The following is a 19,072-nucleotide window of genomic DNA, read 5'->3' as shown; positions in this document are numbered from 1 at the left end:
GTGCGGCTAAAGTGCATCAAACTGGCGGGGTTCAAGTCCTTCGTCGACCCGACCACGGTGAACTTCCCCAGTAACATGGCGGCAGTCGTCGGGCCGAACGGTTGCGGCAAGTCGAACATCATCGACGCCGTACGCTGGGTGATGGGCGAGAGTTCGGCGAAGAACCTGCGTGGCGAGTCGATGACCGACGTCATCTTCAATGGCTCGACCAGCCGCAAACCGGTGAGTCAGGCGAGCATCGAACTGGTGTTCGACAACTCCGACGGCACCCTGGTCGGCGAATACGCGGCGTACGCCGAGATTTCCATTCGCCGCAAGGTCACCCGCGACAGCCAGAACAGCTATTTCCTCAACGGCGCCAAATGCCGCCGTCGCGACATCACCGACATCTTCCTCGGCACCGGCCTCGGCCCGCGCAGCTACTCGATCATCGAGCAGGGGATGATCTCCAAGCTGATCGAAGCCAAGCCGGAAGACCTGCGTAACTTCATCGAAGAAGCGGCGGGCATCTCCAAGTACAAGGAGCGTCGGCGCGAAACCGAAAACCGCATCCGCCGCACCCACGAAAACCTGGCGCGTCTGACTGACCTGCGTGAAGAGCTGGAGCGCCAGCTCGAACGCCTGCACCGGCAGGCCGAGTCCGCCAAGAAGTATCAGGAATACAAAGCCGAAGAGCGCCAGCTCAAGGCGCAACTGTCGGCCCTGCGCTGGCAGGATCTGAATGATCAGGTCGGCCAGCGCGAATCGATCATCGGCAACCAGGAAGTCAGTTTCGAAGCGCTGGTCGCCGAGCAGCGCAATGCCGATGCCGCCATCGAGCGCCTGCGCGACGGGCACCATGAACTGTCCGAACGCTTCAATCTGGTGCAGGGACGCTTCTATTCGGTCGGCGGCGACATCGCCCGGGTCGAGCAGAGCATCCAGCACGGCCAGCAGCGCTTGCGTCAGTTGCAGGACGATCTGAAAGAAGCCGAGCGCGCGCGTCTGGAAACCGAATCGCACCTGGGCCACGACCGCACGTTGCTGCTGACCCTCGGCGAAGAGCTGGACATGCTCATCCCCGAGCAGGAAGTCACCAGCGCCGCCGCCGAAGAAGCCGCCGCCGCGCTTGAAGATTCCGAAAGCGTCATGCACGGCTGGCAGGAGCAGTGGGACACCTTCAACCTGACCGCCGCCGAACCCCGGCGTCAGGCCGAAGTGCAGCAGTCGCGGATCCAGCAACTGGAAACCAGCATGGAACGGCTGGCCGATCGGCAAAAGCGTCTCGCCGAGGAGCGCGACTTGCTCTCCGCCGACCCGGAAGACGCGGCGATCATGGCACTCAACGAGCAGCTCGCCGAATCCGAAGCGACCCTCGAAGATTTGCAGACCAGCGAAGAAGCGCAGGTCGAAAAACTTGAACAACTGCGTCAGGAATTGCAGCAGGCACTGACCGCGCAGCAACAGGCGCAGGGCGATTTGCAGCGGCTCAACGGACGACTGGCCTCGCTGGAAGCCTTGCAACAAGCCGCGCTCGACCCGGGCACCGGCACCGCCGAATGGCTGAAGGAACACAACCTCGCCGAACGGCCGCGTCTGGCCGAAGGCTTGAAGGTCGAGGCTGGTTGGGAACTGGCGGTGGAAACCGTGCTCGGCGCCGATCTGCAAGCGGTGCTGGTGGACGACTTCAACGGTTTCGATCTGTCCGGTTTCACCCAAGGGGATTTGCGCCTGCTCAGCCCCGCCAGTGATGGCGTGCGCGTCGCGGGCAGTTTGCTGGATAAAGTCGAGGCGCAGATCGATCTGTCGCCATGGCTCGGCCAGGTCAAACCGGTCGACAGCCTCGAACAGGCGCTGGCCCTGCGCGGGCAGTTGAGTGCCGGGCAGAGCCTGATCAGTCGCGACGGTTACTGGGTTGGCCGACACTTTCTGCGCGTACGTCGCGCCAGTGAAGCCGAGAGCGGCATGCTCGCCCGTGGCCAGGAAATCGAGACGTTGCAGGCCGAGCGCGAAGAGCGCGAAGCCACGGTCGAAGCCATGGAAACCCGCTTGCAGACTTTGCGTGCGCAACAGCGTCAGCAGGAAAACGGCCGCGAACATTTGCGTCGCCTGCTGCAGGATGAAGCCCGTTCCCAAGGTGAATTGAAAGCCCAGTTGTCTGCCGGTAAAGCCAAGGCTGAACAACTGACGCTGCGCCGCACGCGGCTTGACGAAGAGCTGATCGAGCTCGCCGAGCAGCGCGAGCTTGAGCACGAACAGGTCGGCGAAGCGCGCATGCAATTGCAGGAAGCGCTCGATGCCATGGCGCTGGACACCGAGCAGCGCGAGTTGCTGCTGGCCCAGCGTGACAGCCTGCGCGAACGCCTTGATCGCGTGCGTCAGGAAGCCCGGCAGCACAAGGATCACGCCCATCAACTGGCGGTGCGTCTCGGTTCGCTGCGTGCGCAGCACGATTCCACGCGTCAGGCGTTGGAACGTCTGGAGATGCAGGCCGAGCGCCTGACCGAAAAGCGTGAGCAGTTGAGTCTGAATCTGGAGGAGGGCGAGGCACCGCTGGAAGAGCTGCGCCTGAAACTCGAAGAACTGCTCGACAAGCGCATGACCGTCGACGAGGAGCTGAAGACCGCGCAGATCGCGCTGGAAGACGCCGACCGCGAACTGCGCGAGGCGGAAAAGCGCCGGACCCAGGCCGAGCAGCAATCGCAATTGATCCGTGGCCAGCTCGAACAGCAGCGCATGGAATGGCAAGCACTGACCGTGCGGCGCAAGGCGTTGCAGGATCAATTGCTCGAAGACGGCTACGATCTCAATGGCGTGCTCGCGACCTTGACGCCTGAGGCCAGTGAACGCGCAGCCGAAGAAGAACTCGAACGGATCAATGCGCGGATTCAGCGCCTGGGCGCGATCAACCTCGCGGCCATCGACGAATACACCCAACAATCCGAGCGTAAACGTTATCTGGATGCGCAGGACGCCGATCTGGTCGAAGCATTGGAGACCCTGGAAAACGTCATTCGCAAGATCGACAAGGAAACCCGTAACCGCTTCAAAGATACCTTTGATCAGATCAATGGCGGTTTACAGGCGCTTTTCCCGAAAGTTTTCGGTGGCGGCAGCGCGTATTTGGAACTGACGGGCGAAGATCTACTCGATACAGGGGTGACGATCATGGCGCGGCCGCCAGGAAAGAAGAACAGCACCATCCATTTGCTCTCTGGCGGGGAAAAAGCCCTGACCGCACTGGCACTGGTTTTTGCGATCTTCAAATTGAATCCGGCGCCGTTCTGCATGCTCGATGAAGTTGACGCGCCACTGGATGACGCTAACGTTGGACGCTACGCACGATTGGTTAAAGAGATGTCGCAGACTGTGCAGTTCATCTATATCACCCACAACAAAATCGCCATGGAAATGGCCGATCAACTGATGGGCGTGACGATGCACGAGCCGGGTTGTTCGCGACTGGTTGCAGTGGATGTCGAGGAGGCAATGGCGATGGTGGACGCCTGAGTCAGCGTGGTGTCGGAAGGGTATAAGTAGTCTGTAGGACTTTTTTACCGACTTCGACTTGCTGGCCAATCGACATATTCGCGCAAGCCAACGTGACAGACGGTGTAAAGTTGTCTTTGGTCGTGCTAGTTTAATGTCAATTTTTCGTATACGTGGGCAAAACGCCTGTCAGAACATAGAGTTGGCGCCACGTTTTAAAGCGGTTTGCACAATGTAAACCCCTTATTTTTCAGCATTTTTTATAGAGGCACGGGATTACATGGAAATCGGTCTGCGCGAGTGGCTGATCGTCATCGGCATCATTGTGATAGCCGGTATTCTTTTCGATGGCTGGCGCCGTATGCGCGGCGGCAAGGGAAAACTGAAATTCCGTCTTGACCGAAGTCTGTCCAACCTGCCGGACGAGGACACCAGCGCTGAGCTGTTGGGCCCGGCCCGCGTGCTGGATACGCATAAAGAGCCGCAACTGGACGAACACGATCTGCCGTCGGTGAGCATGCCGGCCCGCGAAGCACGCGAGCCTCGCGAATCCGGCTCCAAGCGTGGCAAGCGCGGCAGCAATGGTCCGGCCCAGGGCGACCTGAACCTCGACCTGGATCTGGACGGCGGCCCGAGCTTCAGCAGCCGTGATGATGACTTCGTCGAAGACAGCAAGCCGGCGCCGGCCGTGGCCGACAAGGATCAGCCGCAAGCCGAAGAAGTCCTGGTGATCAGCGTGATCTGCCGTGACGCCGCCGGCTTCAAAGGCCCGGCCTTGCTGCAGAACATTCTCGAAAGCGGTCTGCGTTTTGGCGAGATGGATATTTTCCACCGCCACGAAAGCATGGCCGGCAACGGTGAAGTGCTGTTCTCCATGGCCAACGCGGTCAAGCCGGGCATCTTCGATCTGGACGACATCGACCATTTCAGCACCCCGGCGGTGAGCTTCTTCCTCGGTCTGCCAGGCCCGCGTCATCCGAAGCAGGCCTTCGACGTGATGGTGGCGGCAGCGCGCAAGCTGTCCCAGGAGTTGAACGGCGAGCTGAAAGACGACCAGCGCAGTGTGCTGACCGCACAGACCATCGAGCACTACCGTCAGCGCATCGTCGAATTCGAACGCCGCGCCCTGACCCAGAAGCGCTAAGGCCGAGATCAAAAGATCGCAGCCTTCGGCAGCTCCTACAGAGGAACGCGATCCCTGTAGGAGCTGTCGAGTGCAACGAGGCTGCGATCTTTGAATGATGAAACTGGAGCAGCCTCGGCTGCTCTTTTGCTTTATGAGAGAACACCCATGACTGCCGCCAAAAACCGCATTCTAGAGCTGCGCGCTGAACTCGATCAGCACAACTACCGGTACCACGTCCTCGACGAGCCGAGCATTCCGGACGCCGAGTACGACCGGTTGTTCCACGAGCTCAAGGCGCTGGAGGCGGCCAATCCCGAACTGATCACCAGCGACTCGCCGACCCAGCGTGTCGGCAGCGTGGCGTTGACTGCCTTCACCCAAGTGCGTCACGAAGTGCCGATGCTCAGCCTCGGCAACGCTTTCGAAGAAACCGACATGCGCGAGTTCGACCGCCGGGTGACCGAAGGTCTGGATCTGCCGGCCGGTGATCTGTTCGGTGGCGGCGCGGCAGTGGAATACAGCTGCGAGCCGAAACTCGATGGCCTGGCGGTCAGCCTGCTGTATCAGGACGGTGTGCTGGTACGCGGCGCTACCCGTGGCGATGGCACCACCGGTGAAGACATCAGCGTCAACGTGCGCACGGTGCGCAACATTCCGTTGAAGCTGCATGGCGACGGCTGGCCGGCGACCCTCGAAGTGCGTGGTGAAGTGTTCATGTCCAAGGCCGGTTTCGAGCGCCTCAACGCCTCGCAACTGGAAGTCGGCGGCAAGACCTTCGCCAACCCGCGCAACGCTGCGGCCGGCAGCCTGCGCCAGCTGGATTCGAAGATCACCGCCAACCGCCCGCTGGAATTCTGCTGCTACGGTATCGGCCAAGTCTCCCACGATATTTCCGACACCCACATCGGCAACCTCAAGCAGTTGCAGAAATGGGGCCTGCCGATCAGCCACGAGCTGAAACTGGCCAAAGGCATCGGCGAGTGCCTGGATTACTACCGCGACATCGGCGAACGGCGTAACGCGCTGGCCTACGAAATCGACGGTGTGGTGTTCAAGGTCAACAGCATCGCCGATCAGCGCGAGCTGGGCTTCCGTGCCCGCGAACCGCGCTGGGCGATTGCGCACAAATTCCCGGCCATGGAAGAGCTCACCGAGCTGCTCGACGTGGAATTTCAGGTCGGCCGTACCGGCGCGGTCACCCCGGTGGCGCGGCTGAAACCGGTCAAGGTGGCGGGCGTCACCGTGGCCAACGCCACCTTGCACAACATGGATGAAGTGGCGCGCCTGGGCCTGATGATTGGCGACACCGTGATCATCCGCCGCGCCGGAGACGTGATCCCGCAGGTGGTGCAAGTGGTCACCGAGCGTCGCCCCGAGAATGCGCGTCCTGTAGCGATTCCAGAGAGCTGCCCGGTCTGTGGCTCCCATGTCGAACGCACGCAACTGGTCAAGCGCAGCAAAGGCAAGGAAACCATCAGCGAAGGTGCGGTGTACCGCTGCGTTGGCCGTCTGGCCTGTGGTGCGCAACTGAAGCAGGCGATCATTCACTTTGTCTCGCGTCGGGCGATGGACATCGAAGGCCTTGGCGACAAGAGCGTCGAGCAACTGGTCGACGAAGGTCTGGTCAATTCGCCGGCCGATCTGTATGCGCTGAAGTTCGACGACATTGTTGATCTGGAAGGCTTCGCTGAAGTCTCCAGCAACAAGCTGCTGGCGGCGATTGAAGACAGCAAGCAGCCGGGGCTGGCGCGTTTCATCTACGCCCTTGGCATTCCCGATGTCGGCGAAGAGACGGCCAAAGTCCTGGCGCGCTCGCTGGGTTCGCTGGAGCGCGTGCAACAGGCGCTGCCACAGGTGCTGACCTACCTGCCGGACATCGGTCTGGAAGTGGCGTACGAGATTCACAGCTTCTTTGAAGATGCGCACAACCAGCAGGTGATCAGCGAGTTGCTGGGGCATGGCCTGCAAATTCAGGATCAGGGCGATCTGGGCGCCGAATTTGCCGCCAGCACCACCCTCGGCGGTCTGCTCGACAAACTGCACATTCCCTTTGTCGGCCCGGGCGGCGCGCAGAAACTGGCAGACAAGTTCGGTTCGCTGGACGCGGTGATGAATGCCGACTGGCTGGACATGCGCCAGGCGCTGCCGGAGAAGCAGGCCAATTCGGTGCGCGATTTTTTTGCTGTGGCCGAGCACCGGCAGATTGCCGAAGCGGCGGAGCAACAACTGCGTGATTTCGGCATGCACTGGCTGAGCGAGAAGAAAGTCGTCGAAGGCTTGCCGCTGTCCGGCGAAACCTGGGTGTTGACCGGCAAGGTCGAGCTGATGAGCCGCGATGTGGCCAAGGAACACCTGGAAAGCCTCGGCGCCAAGGTCGCCGGCTCGGTATCGGCGAAAACTCATTGCGTGGTCGCAGGGCCCGGTGCCGGCTCGAAACTGACCAGGGCCAATGAGCTGGGCGTGAAGGTGATGGACGAAGAGGCGTTTATCGCTTTCCTGAAGGGACACGGCCTGTCCGTTTAAGAACAAAAGATCGCAGCCTGCGGCAGCTCCTACAGAATTAGTGTCTTGCCACATTGACCCCCTGTAGGAGCTGCCGAAGGCTGCGATCTTTTGCTTTTCCCCACACAAAGCGTGGGAACGATCAGCGCACGAGGATGATCTAGTCTTGGCAAGCCCCAGGGAGAGATCGCCATGTACCGCTTTTTCGAGCAGCTCAGTTCTCGCATCGTCGCGCCGTTCATGGGCGAATCTTCACGCAACAGCAAAATCTGGCCGTGCCGCTGCGGCCAGTCGCTGTTCTTTCGCAACAGCCAGTGCCTGGCTTGCAGCGCCATGCTCGGCTATCAGCCTGAAGCAAGTCGCCTGACCTCGCTGCAACCGGGGCCACAGGACGGCAGTTGGACACTCGATGCCGATCCTGACGCCGGATTGTTTCGTCGCTGCGCCAATCTCGACACCCCCGCCGCCTGCAATTGGCTGCTGCCGGATAACGGCCGCGACAGCCTGTGCGTCGCCTGCAGCCTCAATCGCACCATCCCCGACCTCTCGGTGCCGGAAAACCCTGAGCGCTGGCGCAAAGTCGAAATCGCCAAACGCCGGCTGGTGGCGCAACTGATCACCCTCGGGCTGCCGGTCATCCCGAAAACCGTGGATGAAGAGCGCGGCCTGGCCTTTGATTTCATCGGCGTCGACCTCGAAGGCAACGCGCCAATGACCGGCCACGCCAACGGCCTGATCACCCTCGACATCAAAGAAGCCGACGACGCCCATCGCGAGCAGGTGCGGGCGGCGATGCATGAACCCTATCGCACGCTGCTCGGGCATTTCCGGCATGAGGTCGGGCATTATTATTGGGATCGTCTGATCGCCAACGGCCCGTGGCTTGAACCTTTCCGCAAGCTGTTCGGCGACGAGCGCGCCAGTTACGCCGAAGCGCTCGACCGTCACTACCAGCAAGGCGCACCGCTGGACTGGCCGCAACACTACGTCAGCGCCTACGCGACCATGCACCCGTGGGAAGACTGGGCCGAGACCTGGGCGCATTACCTGCACATGATGGACGCGGTGGACACTGCACTGGGTTTCGGCATGAGTGCGCGGGAAATGGACTTCGACTATCAGCCGTTTCCACCGAGCACGCTGTATGACCCGGAGCATCCCGGCGGCGCGGCGTTCCTGTCGTTCGTCAATGCGTGGATCGAACTGGCGGGCATGCTCAACGAGCTGTCACGCAGCATGGGCCAGCCGGATTTCTACCCGTTCGTGCTGCCGGCGGCGGCGATTGCCAAGCTGCACTTCATTCATCTGGTGATCCAGCAGGCAGGCGGCAAAGCGGACGAGGTGCTGACCCTGTAGGAGCTGCCGCAGGCTGCGATCTTTTCAGGCGCAGCGCATGTCCTTGAACCCGTTCATATTTTTTATCTGAAACCAACGGTTGTAACTTCATCTCAGATAGGTACAATGGCGCGGCTCGCCGACAGGTGAGTGTCGTTATGGTGACCCCATCGGTCCCCCCGCAACGATTACCCGTGAACCTGGTCAGATCCGGAAGGAAGCAGCCACAGCGGGAACATTGTGTGCCGGGGTGTGGCTGGTGGGGTTACCACCTTAACGAACAAAGAACGCTTCAACAGAACTGCATGGGTTTCGCCCACTGCGGTTTTTTTATGCCCGCGATTTGAGCTATCACGCCAGCCCCTGTAGGAGCGAGCCTGCTCGCGAAGGCAGCCGCCCCGATGCCTGTTCAGCCACCAAGGTTGAACAGTGGCATACTCCACCGTCTTGCTGCGCGCGCCGTTGACAAGTTCGCGTCCTGGCTACGAGGTTGTATGCACCCGGAACATCACGATTTATCCACCGCCGTTTATTTGCCCGTGACGGACGAGACCTGCGCGAGCCTGTTGCAGTCCGATGGCGTGACAATCCTCGACACGCTGACAGATGCGCAGCTCGCCGCCGTCCTGGTCATCCAGAATCTGGCCCAGGCCACCGAAAAGGATCTCACTGCCGCTGCGGCGGAGAAGGTGTTGGCGCGGCTGATTGCGTGGGCGGTCGATGGCCGGACAGGGCTGCTGTCCGAGGCGCAACGCCTGTTCGATCCGCGTCAGCTGTATTTCGGCCTGAACGCCATCAGGGGATTGAATCTGCGTTTGCTGTTGGCTGACGAGGTGTCGGCGCAGGATTACCTGCTGCCCGATGGCAAGTGGGATGACGAGTTCAAAACGCGCCACCACGCGGCCAACAATCCGTTCAGCCAGCAGATGATCAGCCCGGCACACCGCGAGCGCTGGCTCAGCGCCGCGCAAGACAAACTGGTCAGAACCTTCCGCGCCAACCTCGATGAAGACCTGCACGTCCAAGGCTACGCCGGGATCGGCAAGAGTCATCTGATCGGCGCCTTGACCGAGTGTCTGGGTCCCGGGAAAACCCTGCTGCTGGCACGCACACCGGAAAAACTCGCGACCCTGTGTCAGCGCATGGGTGTTGCCAGTGAGCGCAAGCCCGGCATCACCTTTGAGGCGTTCGCGCGCGGGCTGATTTATGGGCGCAAGCCACAGCCGGCAAGCGCCGCTGGCCGAGTCGCGAGCAAACAGAGTCTGGCGCAGGCGCTGAACATCCTGGGCTTTCGCGAGCACGATGCGCAACGCACCCTGAGCGTCTGTCTGGAAACCCTCGAGCGCTATTGCCAATCCCGGGACTACAGCCTGTCGGCGCATCATCTGCCGTATTTCAAGCTGTCCTTGTCCAGCCTTGAGTCCAAGGTGTTGCTGGAGTATTCGAGCCGCGTCTGGACTTATCTCGAGGCCAACCCGGCGTGGGGCCGGCAGAGCGGCTTCGAAGCCTTGTTACTGATCAAGCGGGCAAGCCTCGCGGGCTGCGTGGTGCCGCCGCGGTATACCCACGTGCTGATCGACGAGAGCCAGGACATTCCTGCGTCGCTGCTGCAGATTATCGAGCGCGGCCGGCAGGTGCTGATCACGCTGGGCGATGAGTACCAGCATGCCGAGCGTGATCTGGTGAAAAGAAAGCGTGAAGTGCGCCAGAGCGATATCACTTATTCAGTGCGTTCGGGGCGCAACGTCGAGCGTCTGGTCAATCCGCTGATTTCCCGGCACTCGGAAAAGAGCAAGATACCCTTCGAAGGCGCGCGTGAGGCGGACGTCGGCATCGAGTTTTATCCACAGGGCTTTGTCCCGCCGCAAGGTTGTGTGGTGCTGACGGCGTCACTCTGGGACACCATGAAGTGGGCGATGCAGTTGCACGATGCCAATTGCCCGTTCAGCTTTGCCGACATGAAAGCGCAGCGCGACCTCGAACACTTCATGATCACCGCCATCGAACTGTTCAGGGTCGACTTCTACAGTGCCGAACACAGCGAGAAGGGCCCGCATCGCTATTTCAGCGACGTGCCGAAGTGGCAGCAGGTGCGCGAGGCCAACCAGTACGACGAGGCGTTTCTGTGGGTCGAGGCCGAGCTGGAGAAGGGCTTCAAGGTGGCTGACCTGACCCGGCTCAACCGGATGATCGGCAGCCCCGGCAAAAGCTGCTTGTTGATGCAGGCCCAGGAGGCGGGCGGCATGGAGTTCGACCGCGTTCTGCTGACGCCCGAGCTGCTGACCAACGTGCAGTTCAAGGACGCCTACGCGTTCGATCAGCGGATCTGCGCCGTGTACATCGCCATCTCCCGCGCCCGCCAGCAGCTTTACCTGCCGTACGATGTGGTCGAGTGGATCGAGTTTCACGACTACCAGAAATTCCGTGAGTCGCACGGTTACTGAATAATTCTCTGTGGGAAATTTCCTCCCAAAAAAAGGGGTTATGGGGTGGTTTCCGAGGATCCGGTATACAGCCGGATGATGTCATCAATCTCCCCCGACATTTTCATCCGCAGCAACGTGCGCAGGATCCGCTGCACCGGCACCTGCGGGTCATTCCTCACATAGCAGCCGACATGCTGTTCCTGCAGCACCGCCACCCCCTGCAGTTGCTGCGTGGGCAGCAGGCGCTGATTGAACCAGTCCAGCGTCCATTGATTGCTCACCGCATAGCGATAACGCCCGGCCAGGAGTTTTTCCAGCACTTGTTCCTGATTGCGCGCGTCGTCGCGTTGCAGGTGGTCGGCGTCGAACAGCGGCTGCAGAGTCGGGTAGGTGTAGCCGAGCACGGTGCCGATCGATTGGCGGGGCAGGCGGGCGGGATCGACGTGGAGCGGTTGATCGTCGCGGCTGATCAGCAGATCGCGCTGGAACAGCAGCGGAAGGCTCCAGATGTAGTCTCCGGACTGATTCGGCAACCATGATTGTGCGGCATAGCAGCGCACGTCGACTTCACCGTGTTCCATGGCGTTCTGCACCCGGGCGCGCGGCAGCACATGGAATTCGGCGGGTACGCCGACCTGTGTCGCCAGGCTGAGCATGATGTCGTGGAGAATGCCCTGGGTGGGGCGGCCGTGCTCGATTTGCACCATGGGCATCGCCCAGCTGTCGGCCACGACGAAGCGCAGCGGCGGTTCGGCGGCGTTCACGCTCAGACTGATCCCCAACAAAGCTCCCAAGGCCCAACGCATAAATGCTCCGATGAGTCCCGACCACGAGCGAAATTTCCTCGCCAACAGCAGCTTAGCCAGATTAGACGAGCACACCGGATGCAATTTTGCCCTTGCTCCGCTAGCATTAGCCGCTTCAGCTTCCTTCGTTGCGACGGTTTTCGATGAGTTATCAGGTTCTTGCACGTAAATGGCGTCCGCGCTCGTTCCGCGAAATGGTCGGCCAGACCCATGTGCTCAAGGCTCTGATCAATGCCTTGGACAGCCAGCGGCTGCACCACGCGTACCTGTTCACCGGTACCCGCGGGGTCGGCAAGACCACCATTGCGCGGATCATTGCCAAATGCCTGAACTGTGAGACAGGTATCACTTCCAGCCCCTGCGGAGAGTGTTCGGTGTGCCGCGAGATCGATGAAGGGCGCTTCGTCGACCTGATCGAGATCGACGCCGCGAGCCGGACCAAGGTCGAGGACACCCGCGAACTGCTCGACAACGTGCAGTACGCGCCGAGCCGTGGGCGCTTCAAGGTCTACCTGATCGACGAAGTGCACATGCTCTCCAGCCATTCCTTCAATGCGCTGCTGAAAACCCTTGAAGAGCCGCCGCCATACGTCAAGTTCATCCTCGCGACCACCGACCCGCAGAAACTTCCGGCAACGATTTTGTCGCGTTGTCTGCAGTTCTCGCTGAAGAACATGACGCCCGAGCGCGTGGTCGAGCATCTGACCCACGTCCTGGGCGCCGAAAATGTGCCGTTCGAAGACGACGCGCTGTGGCTGCTGGGCCGCGCCGCTGACGGCTCGATGCGTGACGCCATGAGCCTGACCGACCAGGCCATCGCCTTCGGTGAAGGCAAGGTATTGGCCGCTGATGTGCGGGCGATGCTCGGCACGCTGGATCACGGCCAGGTCTTCGACGTGCTGCATGCACTGATCGAAGGCGACGCCAAGGCGTTGCTCGAAGCCGTGCGCCACCTGGCCGAGCAAGGCCCGGACTGGAACGGCGTGCTCTCGGAAATTCTCAACGTGCTGCACCGCGTCGCCATCGCCCAGGCCTTGCCTGAAGGTGTCGATAACGGCCATGGCGACCGTGACCGCGTATTGGCTTTGGCTCAGGCGCTGCCGGCCGAAGACGTGCAGTTCTATTACCAGATGGGCCTGATCGGCCGCCGCGACTTGCCGCTGGCGCCGGACCCGCGTGGCGGTTTCGAGATGGTGCTGCTGCGGATGCTGGCCTTCCGGCCCGCAGACACCGCGGACGCCCCGAGGCAACCGCTAAAGCCAGTGGGGATCAGCCAGGCCACAGTTGATTCCGCAAACTCCGTGGCTGCCGCGCCCAAGCCTGCGCCGGTAGTCGCTGCGGCCGTTGCGCCAACGCCAGCGGCGGTTGCTGCGCCGGCACCGGAGGCAGCGCCTGTGGTGACCGCCGCGCCGGAACCAGAGCCAGTCGCCGAAGCGGTGGTCGATCTGCCGTGGAACGATCCGGTCGAACCTGAGCCGGACCCCGCACCTGTGCAGCAACCGGCCGTTGAGCCGGTACTGGAAACCGCCAGCGAGCAGCCCGAATTGCCGCCGATGCCGCTGCCGACCCCGGACAGCGTGGTGCCGGATGCGCCGGAGTGGGCCGCTGCGCCGATTCCCGAACCGTCGGTCGCCGACGTCGATGCCGCCACGCCGGGCATGGACCTCGACGATGAGCCGCCGCTGGACGAAGACTACATCGAGCCGGACATGGATTCGGCTTACAGCTACCTCGACGACCTGGCCAGCGAACACACCGCCGAACCGGCCCCGGAACCCGAGCCGGAGCCTGCCGCCGCGCCGGCCACCGGTCTGGCGTTGCAATGGCTGGAACTGTTCCCGCAACTGCCGATCTCCGGCATGACCGGCAGCATCGCCGCCAACTGCACGCTGATCGCGGTCGATGGCGATCATTGGCTGATGCACCTGGACCCGGCGCACAGTGCACTGTTCAACGCCACGCAACAGCGGCGCCTGAACGATGCGTTGAACCAGTTCCACGGTCGCACGCTGAGCCTGACCATCGAGCTGATCAAGCCCGAGCAGGAAACCCCGGCGCAGGCTGCTTCGCGGCGTCGGGCCAACCGTCAGCGCGAGGCGGAGGAATCGATCCACGGCGATCCGTTCATCCAGCAGATGGTCCAGCAGTTCGGTGCGGTCGTGCGACACGATACTATTGAACCTGTCGATGCCTTGGTCGCCCAAGGCTAATAACTGAGGGCGTTCGGCGTTAAGCGCCGGGCGCTGTTTTGATCCAAGTACTTTTGAGGTGATTCCCATGATGAAAGGTGGCATGGCCGGCCTGATGAAGCAGGCGCAGCAGATGCAGGAAAAAATGGCCAAGATGCAGGAAGAACTGGCCAACGCCGAAGTCACTGGCAAGGCCGGTGGCGATATGGTCACCGTGGTCATGACCGGTCGTCACGACGTGAAAAGCGTCAGCATCGACCCAAGCCTGGTTGAAGGCCTGAGCGAAGACGACAAGGAAATGCTCGAAGCCGTGGTCGCCGCCGCCGTCAACGACGCCGTGCGCAAGATCGAAGCCAACAGCCAGGAAAAAATGGGCAGCATGACCGCCGGCATGAACCTGCCAGCAGGTATGAAACTGCCATTCTGATTCGCCATCGCGAGTTGGATGAGCTACACAAAATGCCAGGCATCGCGCCTGGCATTTTTGTTTCTGCTTCCTGGAGGTGGGGTGTCTCTGAGGCCGCCTTCGCGAGCAGGCTCGCTCCCACCTTAGAATGCGTTTCCCTGTGGGAGCGAGCCTGCTCGCGAATGAACTCACCTCGGTACAATTGAATAAACATCGAACGCCCCAATGCCACAAAGGTCTGCTCCCTATACCCCCGAATTCTTCATTCACAGGAGACGCTGACATGTCCGACCCTCTGACCCTCAACCAACGCTTTGTCCTCGCCTCGCGCCCTGTCGGTGCGCCGACCCCGGAAAACTTCCGTCTGGAGCGCGAAGCGTTGCCGGATCTCGAAGACGGCCAGGTGCTGCTGAAAACCTTGTACCTGTCGCTGGACCCTTACATGCGCGGACGCATGAGTGACGCACCGTCCTACGCCGCGCCGGTACAAATCGGTGAAGTGATGACCGGTGGTGCTGTCAGCCGAGTCGAGGATTCGCGTCATCCGAAATTCCACCAGGGTGATCTGGTGGTCGGCCTCACCGGCTGGCAGAGCCACAGCATCAGCGATGGCCGCAATATCATGCCGATCCCGTCCGGCCTGCCGAGTCCGTCGATGGCGCTTGGCGTGTTGGGCATGCCGGGTATGACTGCGTACATGGGGCTGATCGACATCGGTCAGCCGAAAGAAGGTGAAACGCTTGTCGTGGCTGCTGCGTCCGGCGCCGTCGGCTCGGTGGTGGGTCAAGTGGCAAAGATCAAAGGCCTGCGCGCCGTGGGTGTGGCCGGTGGTGCCGACAAATGCAAATACGTGGTCGAAGAGCTGGGTTTCGATGCCTGCATCGATCACAAGGCGCCGGACTTTGCCGAGCAACTGGCCAAGGCCTGCCCGAACGGCATCGATATCTATTATGAAAACGTGGGCGGGCATGTCTTCGATGCGGTGGTGCCGCTGCTCAATCCCAAGGCGCGCATTCCACTGTGCGGGCTGATTGCCGGTTACAACGCCACTGAAGCGCCGCAGGGCCCGGATCGTCTGCCAATGCTGCAGCGTACGTTGCTGACCAAGCGTGTGCGGATTCAGGGCTTCATCGTGTTTGATGACTATGGCGACCGTCAGCCGGAGTTCATCAGCCACATGGTGCCGTGGGTGCGCGACGGCAAGGTGAAATTCCGCGAAGACGTGGTGGAAGGTCTGGAGCAGGCACCCGAGGCGTTTATCGGTCTGCTGGAGGGACGCAACTTCGGCAAACTGGTGGTGAAGGTTGCCCAGGACTGAGCATTTGACGCTGGCCAGAGGCGCGGGTATAAACCGCGTCTCGTTGTTTTGTCGGACTTTTTACCCATGAGCTTCAGCCCTTTGATTCGCCAACTGATCGACGCCCTGCGCACCTTGCCCGGCGTGGGTCAGAAAACCGCCCAGCGCATGGCGTTGCAGTTGCTCGAGCGTGACCGCAGCGGCGGCACGCGCCTGGCCCAGGCCTTGAGCCAGGCCATGGAAGGGGTGGGGCACTGCCGTCAGTGCCGCACGCTGACCGAAGACGATCTGTGCCCACAATGCGCTGACACGCGCCGCGACGACACGCTGCTGTGCGTAGTGGAGGGGCCGATGGATGTGTATGCGGTGGAGCAGACCGGTTTCCGTGGACGCTACTTCGTGCTCAAGGGCCACCTGTCGCCGCTCGATGGTCTGGGGCCGGAAGCCATCGGTATTCCGCAGTTGATGGCGCGCATTGAAGAGGCCGGCACCTTTACCGAAGTCATCCTCGCCACCAACCCGACGGTGGAAGGTGAGGCGACCGCGCATTACATCGCCCAGCTTCTGGCCAACAAAGGCCTGATCGCCTCGCGGATTGCCCACGGTGTGCCGCTGGGTGGTGAGCTGGAGTTGGTGGATGGCGGGACGCTGGCGCATTCGTTTGCAGGGCGTAAACCGATTTCCCTCTGACAGGTGTATCGCCTGATCTGGCCCCATCGCTGGCAAGCCAGCTCCCACAGTGATTTCGGTCGTTCACAAATGTTGTGCACACTAAAGAAACCTGTGGGAGCTGGCTTGCCAGCGATGGGCGCACCTCGATTTGGCTGATTCACACAATTGTGTTGAAAACCAAGCAAGCGCTCGGTTAACGTCGGCCAATCCTTCGATGGAGTTCGCCGATGCCTGCCTTCCAGGAATACTTCGACCCCAGCCACCAAATGGTCCGCGACAGCGTCAGACGTTTCGTCGAGCGCGAGATCCTGCCGGACGTCGATGCGTGGGAAGAAGCCGAAGGCTTTCCCCGTGAGCTGTACCTGAAGGCCGGGGCGGCGGGGATTCTTGGCATCGGTTTTCCCGAAGCGCTGGGTGGCAGCCACGAAGGTGATCTGTTCGCCAAGGTTGCCGCCAGCGAAGAACTGATGCGCTGCGGTTCCGGTGGTCTGGTTGCCGGCCTCGGCTCGCTGGATATCGGCCTGCCACCGATCGTCAAATGGGCCCGGCCCGAAGTGCGCGAGCGCGTCGTGCCGCAAGTGCTCAGCGGCGAGAAAATCAGTGCGTTGGCGATTACCGAACCCGGCGGTGGTTCCGACGTTGCCAGCCTGCAAACCCGCGCCGTGCGTGACGGCGACGTCTACCGGGTCAGCGGCAGCAAGACCTTCATTACCAGTGGCGTACGCGCCGACTTCTATACCGTCGCCGTGCGCACCGGAGCGCCGGGTTTCGGCGGCATCAGCCTGCTGTTGATCGAGAAGGGCACCCCCGGCTTCACCGTCGGCCGCCAGTTGAAAAAAATGGGCTGGTGGGCCTCGGACACCGCTGAGCTGTTCTTCGACGATTGCAGGGTGCCTGTGGGCAATCTGATCGGCGCCGAGAACATGGGCTTCGCCTGCATCATGGGCAATTTCCAGAGTGAACGACTGGCGCTGGCGCTGATGGCCAACATGACCTCGCAGCTCGCGCTCGAAGAAGCGCTGAAATGGGCGCGCGAGCGTGAAGCATTCGGCAAGCCGATCGGCAAGTTTCAGGTGATCAAACATCGGTTGGCCGAAATGGCCACGGCGCTGGAAGTATCGCGCGAGTTCACCTATCGGCAAGCGGCGAAAATGGCGGCGGGGCAGAGCGTGATCAAGGAGATTTCCATGGCCAAGAACGTCGCCACGGACACCTCGGACCGGATCACCAGCGAGGCGGTGCAGATTCTTGGTGGCCTGGGTTTCATGCGCGAAAGTCTTGTGGAGCGGCTGTATCGGGATAACCGCATTCTGTCGATCGGCGGCGGGACACGGGAGGTGATGAACGAGATCATCAGCAAGCAGATGGGGCTTTAAAAGCAAAAGATCGCAGCCTTCGGCAGCTCCTACAGGGAAACGCACATCCCTTGTAGGAGCTGCCGAAGGCTGCGATCTTTTGATCTTTACTATTTATCGGTCAAAGCAAACTGCGTCAGGCAGAAGGTAGGGATGCCCATATCTTCCAGACGCTGCGAACCGCCCAGCTCCGGCAGATCAATGATCGCCGCTGCCTCATGCACCCGCGCGCCCATGCGGCGAATCAGGTTGGCCGCTGCGATCAGCGTGCCACCGGTGGCAATCAGGTCATCGAACATCACCACCGAATCACCTTCGCACAGGCTGTCGGCGTGGACTTCAAGGAACGCTTCGCCGTATTCGGTCGCGTAACCTTCGGCCAACACGTCCGCCGGCAGTTTGCCCTGCTTGCGGAACAGCACCAGCGGTTTGTTCAACTGGTAGGCCAGCACCGAACCGATCAGGAAGCCGCGCGCATCCATCGCGCCGATGTGGGTGAAGTCGGCTTCCACATAGCGGTGGGCGAAGCTGTCCATCACCAGGCGCAGGGCCTTGGGCGACTGGAACAGCGGGGTGATGTCGCGAAAGATCACGCCCGGTTTCGGGAAGTCGATCACGGGGCGGATCAGGGATTTGATGTCGAAGGAGTCGAAGACCATCGTCGAGGTGTCCTGGCAGGGCTGCAAACGGCGCAGTATACCCGCGGCTGAAACGCTTCGCTCAACCGCGGATCGAGATCAGCCTTCGAGCGAGCCGCCGGCCAGGGCACAGAGCTGGATCGGGTCGAGGATGTGGATCTCTTTGCCCTCGGCGGCGATCAGTTCGTTCTGCTGGAAGCGGGTGAATACCCGGGACACGGTTTCCACCGCCAGGCCCAGGTAATTGCCGATTTCGTTGCGCGACATGCTCAGGCGGAACTGGTTGGCCGAGAAACCGCGAGCGCGGAAGCGGGCCGACAGGTTGACCAGGAACGTGGCGATGCGCTCGTCGGCGGTTTTCTTCGACAGCAACAGCATCATTTGCTGATCGTCACGGATCTCGCGGCTCATCACCCGCATCAGCTGCCGGCGCAGCTGCGGCAGTTGCAGGGCCAGTTCGTCGAGGCGTTCGAAAGGGATTTCACAGACCGAGGTGGTTTCCAGCGCTTGGGCCGACACTGGATGTTTCTCGGTGTCCATGCCGGACAGACCGACCAGTTCGCTCGGCAGGTGGAAACCGGTGAGCTGTTCTTCGCCGGTGTCGCTCAGGCTGAAGGTCTTCAGGGCGCCGGAGCGTACTGCATAAACGGAATCGAAGGTGTCACCCTGGCGGAACAGGAACTCACCCTTTTTCAACGGGCGACCACGTTTAACGATTTCGTCCAGCGCATCCATGTCTTCCAGATTCAGAGAAAGTGGCAGGCAGAGAGGGGCCAGGCTGCAATCCTTGCAATGGGCCTGGTTGTGAGCGCGCAGTTTGACTGGCTCGGACATTTCTTAAATCCTTGTGGG

13 protein-coding genes and 1 other RNA gene are annotated in these 19,072 nt (G+C 61.4%); 11 read left to right on the top strand and 3 right to left on the bottom strand.

What is annotated here, in order from left to right; genetic code table 11:
- From smc to ACTJKS_RS11810, 6 genes are all read left to right on the top strand, one after another.
- A complete protein-coding gene (smc, locus tag ACTJKS_RS11835) occupies nucleotides 1-3,489 on the top strand; it encodes a chromosome segregation protein SMC (RefSeq protein ID WP_108182169.1) in 3,489 nt (1,162 codons plus the stop codon).
- A gap of 259 nt (nucleotides 3,490-3,748) precedes the next feature.
- On the top strand, nucleotides 3,749-4,612 hold the full coding sequence (gene zipA / locus ACTJKS_RS11830; RefSeq protein ID WP_047293036.1) for a cell division protein ZipA: 864 nt from the start codon (nucleotides 3,749-3,751) through the stop codon (nucleotides 4,610-4,612).
- A 147-nt stretch (nucleotides 4,613-4,759) separates the two neighbouring features.
- On the top strand, nucleotides 4,760-7,117 hold the full coding sequence (gene ligA, locus ACTJKS_RS11825; protein ID WP_108182170.1) for an NAD-dependent DNA ligase LigA: 2,358 nt from the start codon (nucleotides 4,760-4,762) through the stop codon (nucleotides 7,115-7,117).
- A gap of 171 nt (nucleotides 7,118-7,288) precedes the next feature.
- The gene (locus tag ACTJKS_RS11820) at nucleotides 7,289-8,452 is read left to right on the top strand and encodes a zinc-binding metallopeptidase family protein (protein ID WP_108182171.1); all 1,164 of its coding nucleotides are present in this window, start codon (nucleotides 7,289-7,291) and stop codon (nucleotides 8,450-8,452) included.
- Nucleotides 8,453-8,599: 147 nt separating this feature from the next.
- Nucleotides 8,600-8,696: signal recognition particle sRNA small type (gene ffs, locus ACTJKS_RS11815), an RNA gene on the top strand.
- 229 nt (nucleotides 8,697-8,925) lie between these two features.
- Nucleotides 8,926-10,875 (top strand): hypothetical protein, encoded by a 1,950-nt coding sequence (locus tag ACTJKS_RS11810; protein WP_108182172.1) that lies wholly within the window; start codon nucleotides 8,926-8,928, stop codon nucleotides 10,873-10,875.
- 38 nt (nucleotides 10,876-10,913) lie between these two features.
- Here ACTJKS_RS11810 and ACTJKS_RS11805 read toward each other — a convergent pair whose 3' ends face one another.
- A complete protein-coding gene (locus tag ACTJKS_RS11805; protein WP_108182173.1) occupies nucleotides 10,914-11,663 on the bottom strand; it encodes a substrate-binding periplasmic protein in 750 nt (249 codons plus the stop codon).
- 143 nt (nucleotides 11,664-11,806) lie between these two features.
- On the opposite strand from ACTJKS_RS11805, the gene dnaX reads away from it, so the two are divergent.
- From dnaX to ACTJKS_RS11780, 5 genes are all read left to right on the top strand, one after another.
- Nucleotides 11,807-13,873 (top strand): DNA polymerase III subunit gamma/tau, encoded by a 2,067-nt coding sequence (dnaX, locus tag ACTJKS_RS11800; RefSeq protein ID WP_108182174.1) that lies wholly within the window; start codon nucleotides 11,807-11,809, stop codon nucleotides 13,871-13,873.
- A 67-nt stretch (nucleotides 13,874-13,940) separates the two neighbouring features.
- The gene (locus ACTJKS_RS11795; RefSeq protein WP_003223337.1) at nucleotides 13,941-14,279 is read left to right on the top strand and encodes a YbaB/EbfC family nucleoid-associated protein; all 339 of its coding nucleotides are present in this window, start codon (nucleotides 13,941-13,943) and stop codon (nucleotides 14,277-14,279) included.
- A gap of 262 nt (nucleotides 14,280-14,541) precedes the next feature.
- Nucleotides 14,542-15,576: an NADP-dependent oxidoreductase gene (locus ACTJKS_RS11790; protein WP_086794902.1), complete on the top strand. Its 1,035-nt coding sequence runs from the start codon at nucleotides 14,542-14,544 to the stop codon at nucleotides 15,574-15,576.
- 66 nt (nucleotides 15,577-15,642) lie between these two features.
- Complete coding sequence (recR, locus tag ACTJKS_RS11785) at nucleotides 15,643-16,245, top strand: recombination mediator RecR (RefSeq protein WP_007965550.1); 603 nt, start codon at nucleotides 15,643-15,645, stop codon at nucleotides 16,243-16,245.
- Between the two features lie 209 nt (nucleotides 16,246-16,454).
- Nucleotides 16,455-17,603, top strand: coding sequence for an acyl-CoA dehydrogenase family protein (locus ACTJKS_RS11780; protein ID WP_108182175.1), 1,149 nt, complete (start codon nucleotides 16,455-16,457; stop codon nucleotides 17,601-17,603).
- Between the two features lie 89 nt (nucleotides 17,604-17,692).
- Here the strand turns inward: ACTJKS_RS11780 and ACTJKS_RS11775 are convergent, their stop codons facing one another.
- Together ACTJKS_RS11775 and fnr are read right to left on the bottom strand one after the other, a co-directional pair.
- Nucleotides 17,693-18,241, bottom strand: a complete 549-nt coding sequence (locus tag ACTJKS_RS11775; protein WP_003223345.1) for an adenine phosphoribosyltransferase — start codon at nucleotides 18,239-18,241, stop codon at nucleotides 17,693-17,695.
- 78 nt (nucleotides 18,242-18,319) lie between these two features.
- Nucleotides 18,320-19,054, bottom strand: a complete 735-nt coding sequence (gene fnr, locus ACTJKS_RS11770; protein WP_025110355.1) for a fumarate/nitrate reduction transcriptional regulator Fnr — start codon at nucleotides 19,052-19,054, stop codon at nucleotides 18,320-18,322.
- Nucleotides 19,055-19,072 lie beyond the last annotated feature (18 nt).

The sequence above is a fragment of the Pseudomonas sp. 22189 genome, assembly GCF_052045635.1.
GTDB classification, from domain to species: domain Bacteria; phylum Pseudomonadota; class Gammaproteobacteria; order Pseudomonadales; family Pseudomonadaceae; genus Aquipseudomonas; species Aquipseudomonas parakoreensis.
This window is presented reverse-complemented; position numbering and strand designations above follow the sequence as displayed.

Excerpts from the sequence above, each read along its gene's own strand:
- dnaX (WP_108182174.1), top strand. The coding sequence starts at position 11,807 with ATGAGTTATCAGGTTCTTGCACGTAAATGGCGTCCGCGCTCGTTCCGC.
- ACTJKS_RS11820 (WP_108182171.1), top strand. The coding sequence starts at position 7,289 with ATGTACCGCTTTTTCGAGCAGCTCAGTTCTCGCATCGTCGCGCCGTTC.
- ACTJKS_RS11795 (WP_003223337.1), top strand. The coding sequence starts at position 13,941 with ATGATGAAAGGTGGCATGGCCGGCCTGATGAAGCAGGCGCAGCAGATG.
- zipA (WP_047293036.1), top strand. The coding sequence starts at position 3,749 with ATGGAAATCGGTCTGCGCGAGTGGCTGATCGTCATCGGCATCATTGTG.
- ligA (WP_108182170.1), top strand. The coding sequence starts at position 4,760 with ATGACTGCCGCCAAAAACCGCATTCTAGAGCTGCGCGCTGAACTCGAT.
- recR (WP_007965550.1), top strand. The coding sequence starts at position 15,643 with ATGAGCTTCAGCCCTTTGATTCGCCAACTGATCGACGCCCTGCGCACC.
- ACTJKS_RS11810 (WP_108182172.1), top strand. The coding sequence starts at position 8,926 with ATGCACCCGGAACATCACGATTTATCCACCGCCGTTTATTTGCCCGTG.
- ACTJKS_RS11775 (WP_003223345.1), bottom strand. The coding sequence starts at position 18,241 with ATGGTCTTCGACTCCTTCGACATCAAATCCCTGATCCGCCCCGTGATC.
- ACTJKS_RS11790 (WP_086794902.1), top strand. The coding sequence starts at position 14,542 with ATGTCCGACCCTCTGACCCTCAACCAACGCTTTGTCCTCGCCTCGCGC.
- fnr (WP_025110355.1), bottom strand. The coding sequence starts at position 19,054 with ATGTCCGAGCCAGTCAAACTGCGCGCTCACAACCAGGCCCATTGCAAG.
- ACTJKS_RS11780 (WP_108182175.1), top strand. The coding sequence starts at position 16,455 with ATGCCTGCCTTCCAGGAATACTTCGACCCCAGCCACCAAATGGTCCGC.
- ACTJKS_RS11805 (WP_108182173.1), bottom strand. The coding sequence starts at position 11,663 with ATGCGTTGGGCCTTGGGAGCTTTGTTGGGGATCAGTCTGAGCGTGAAC.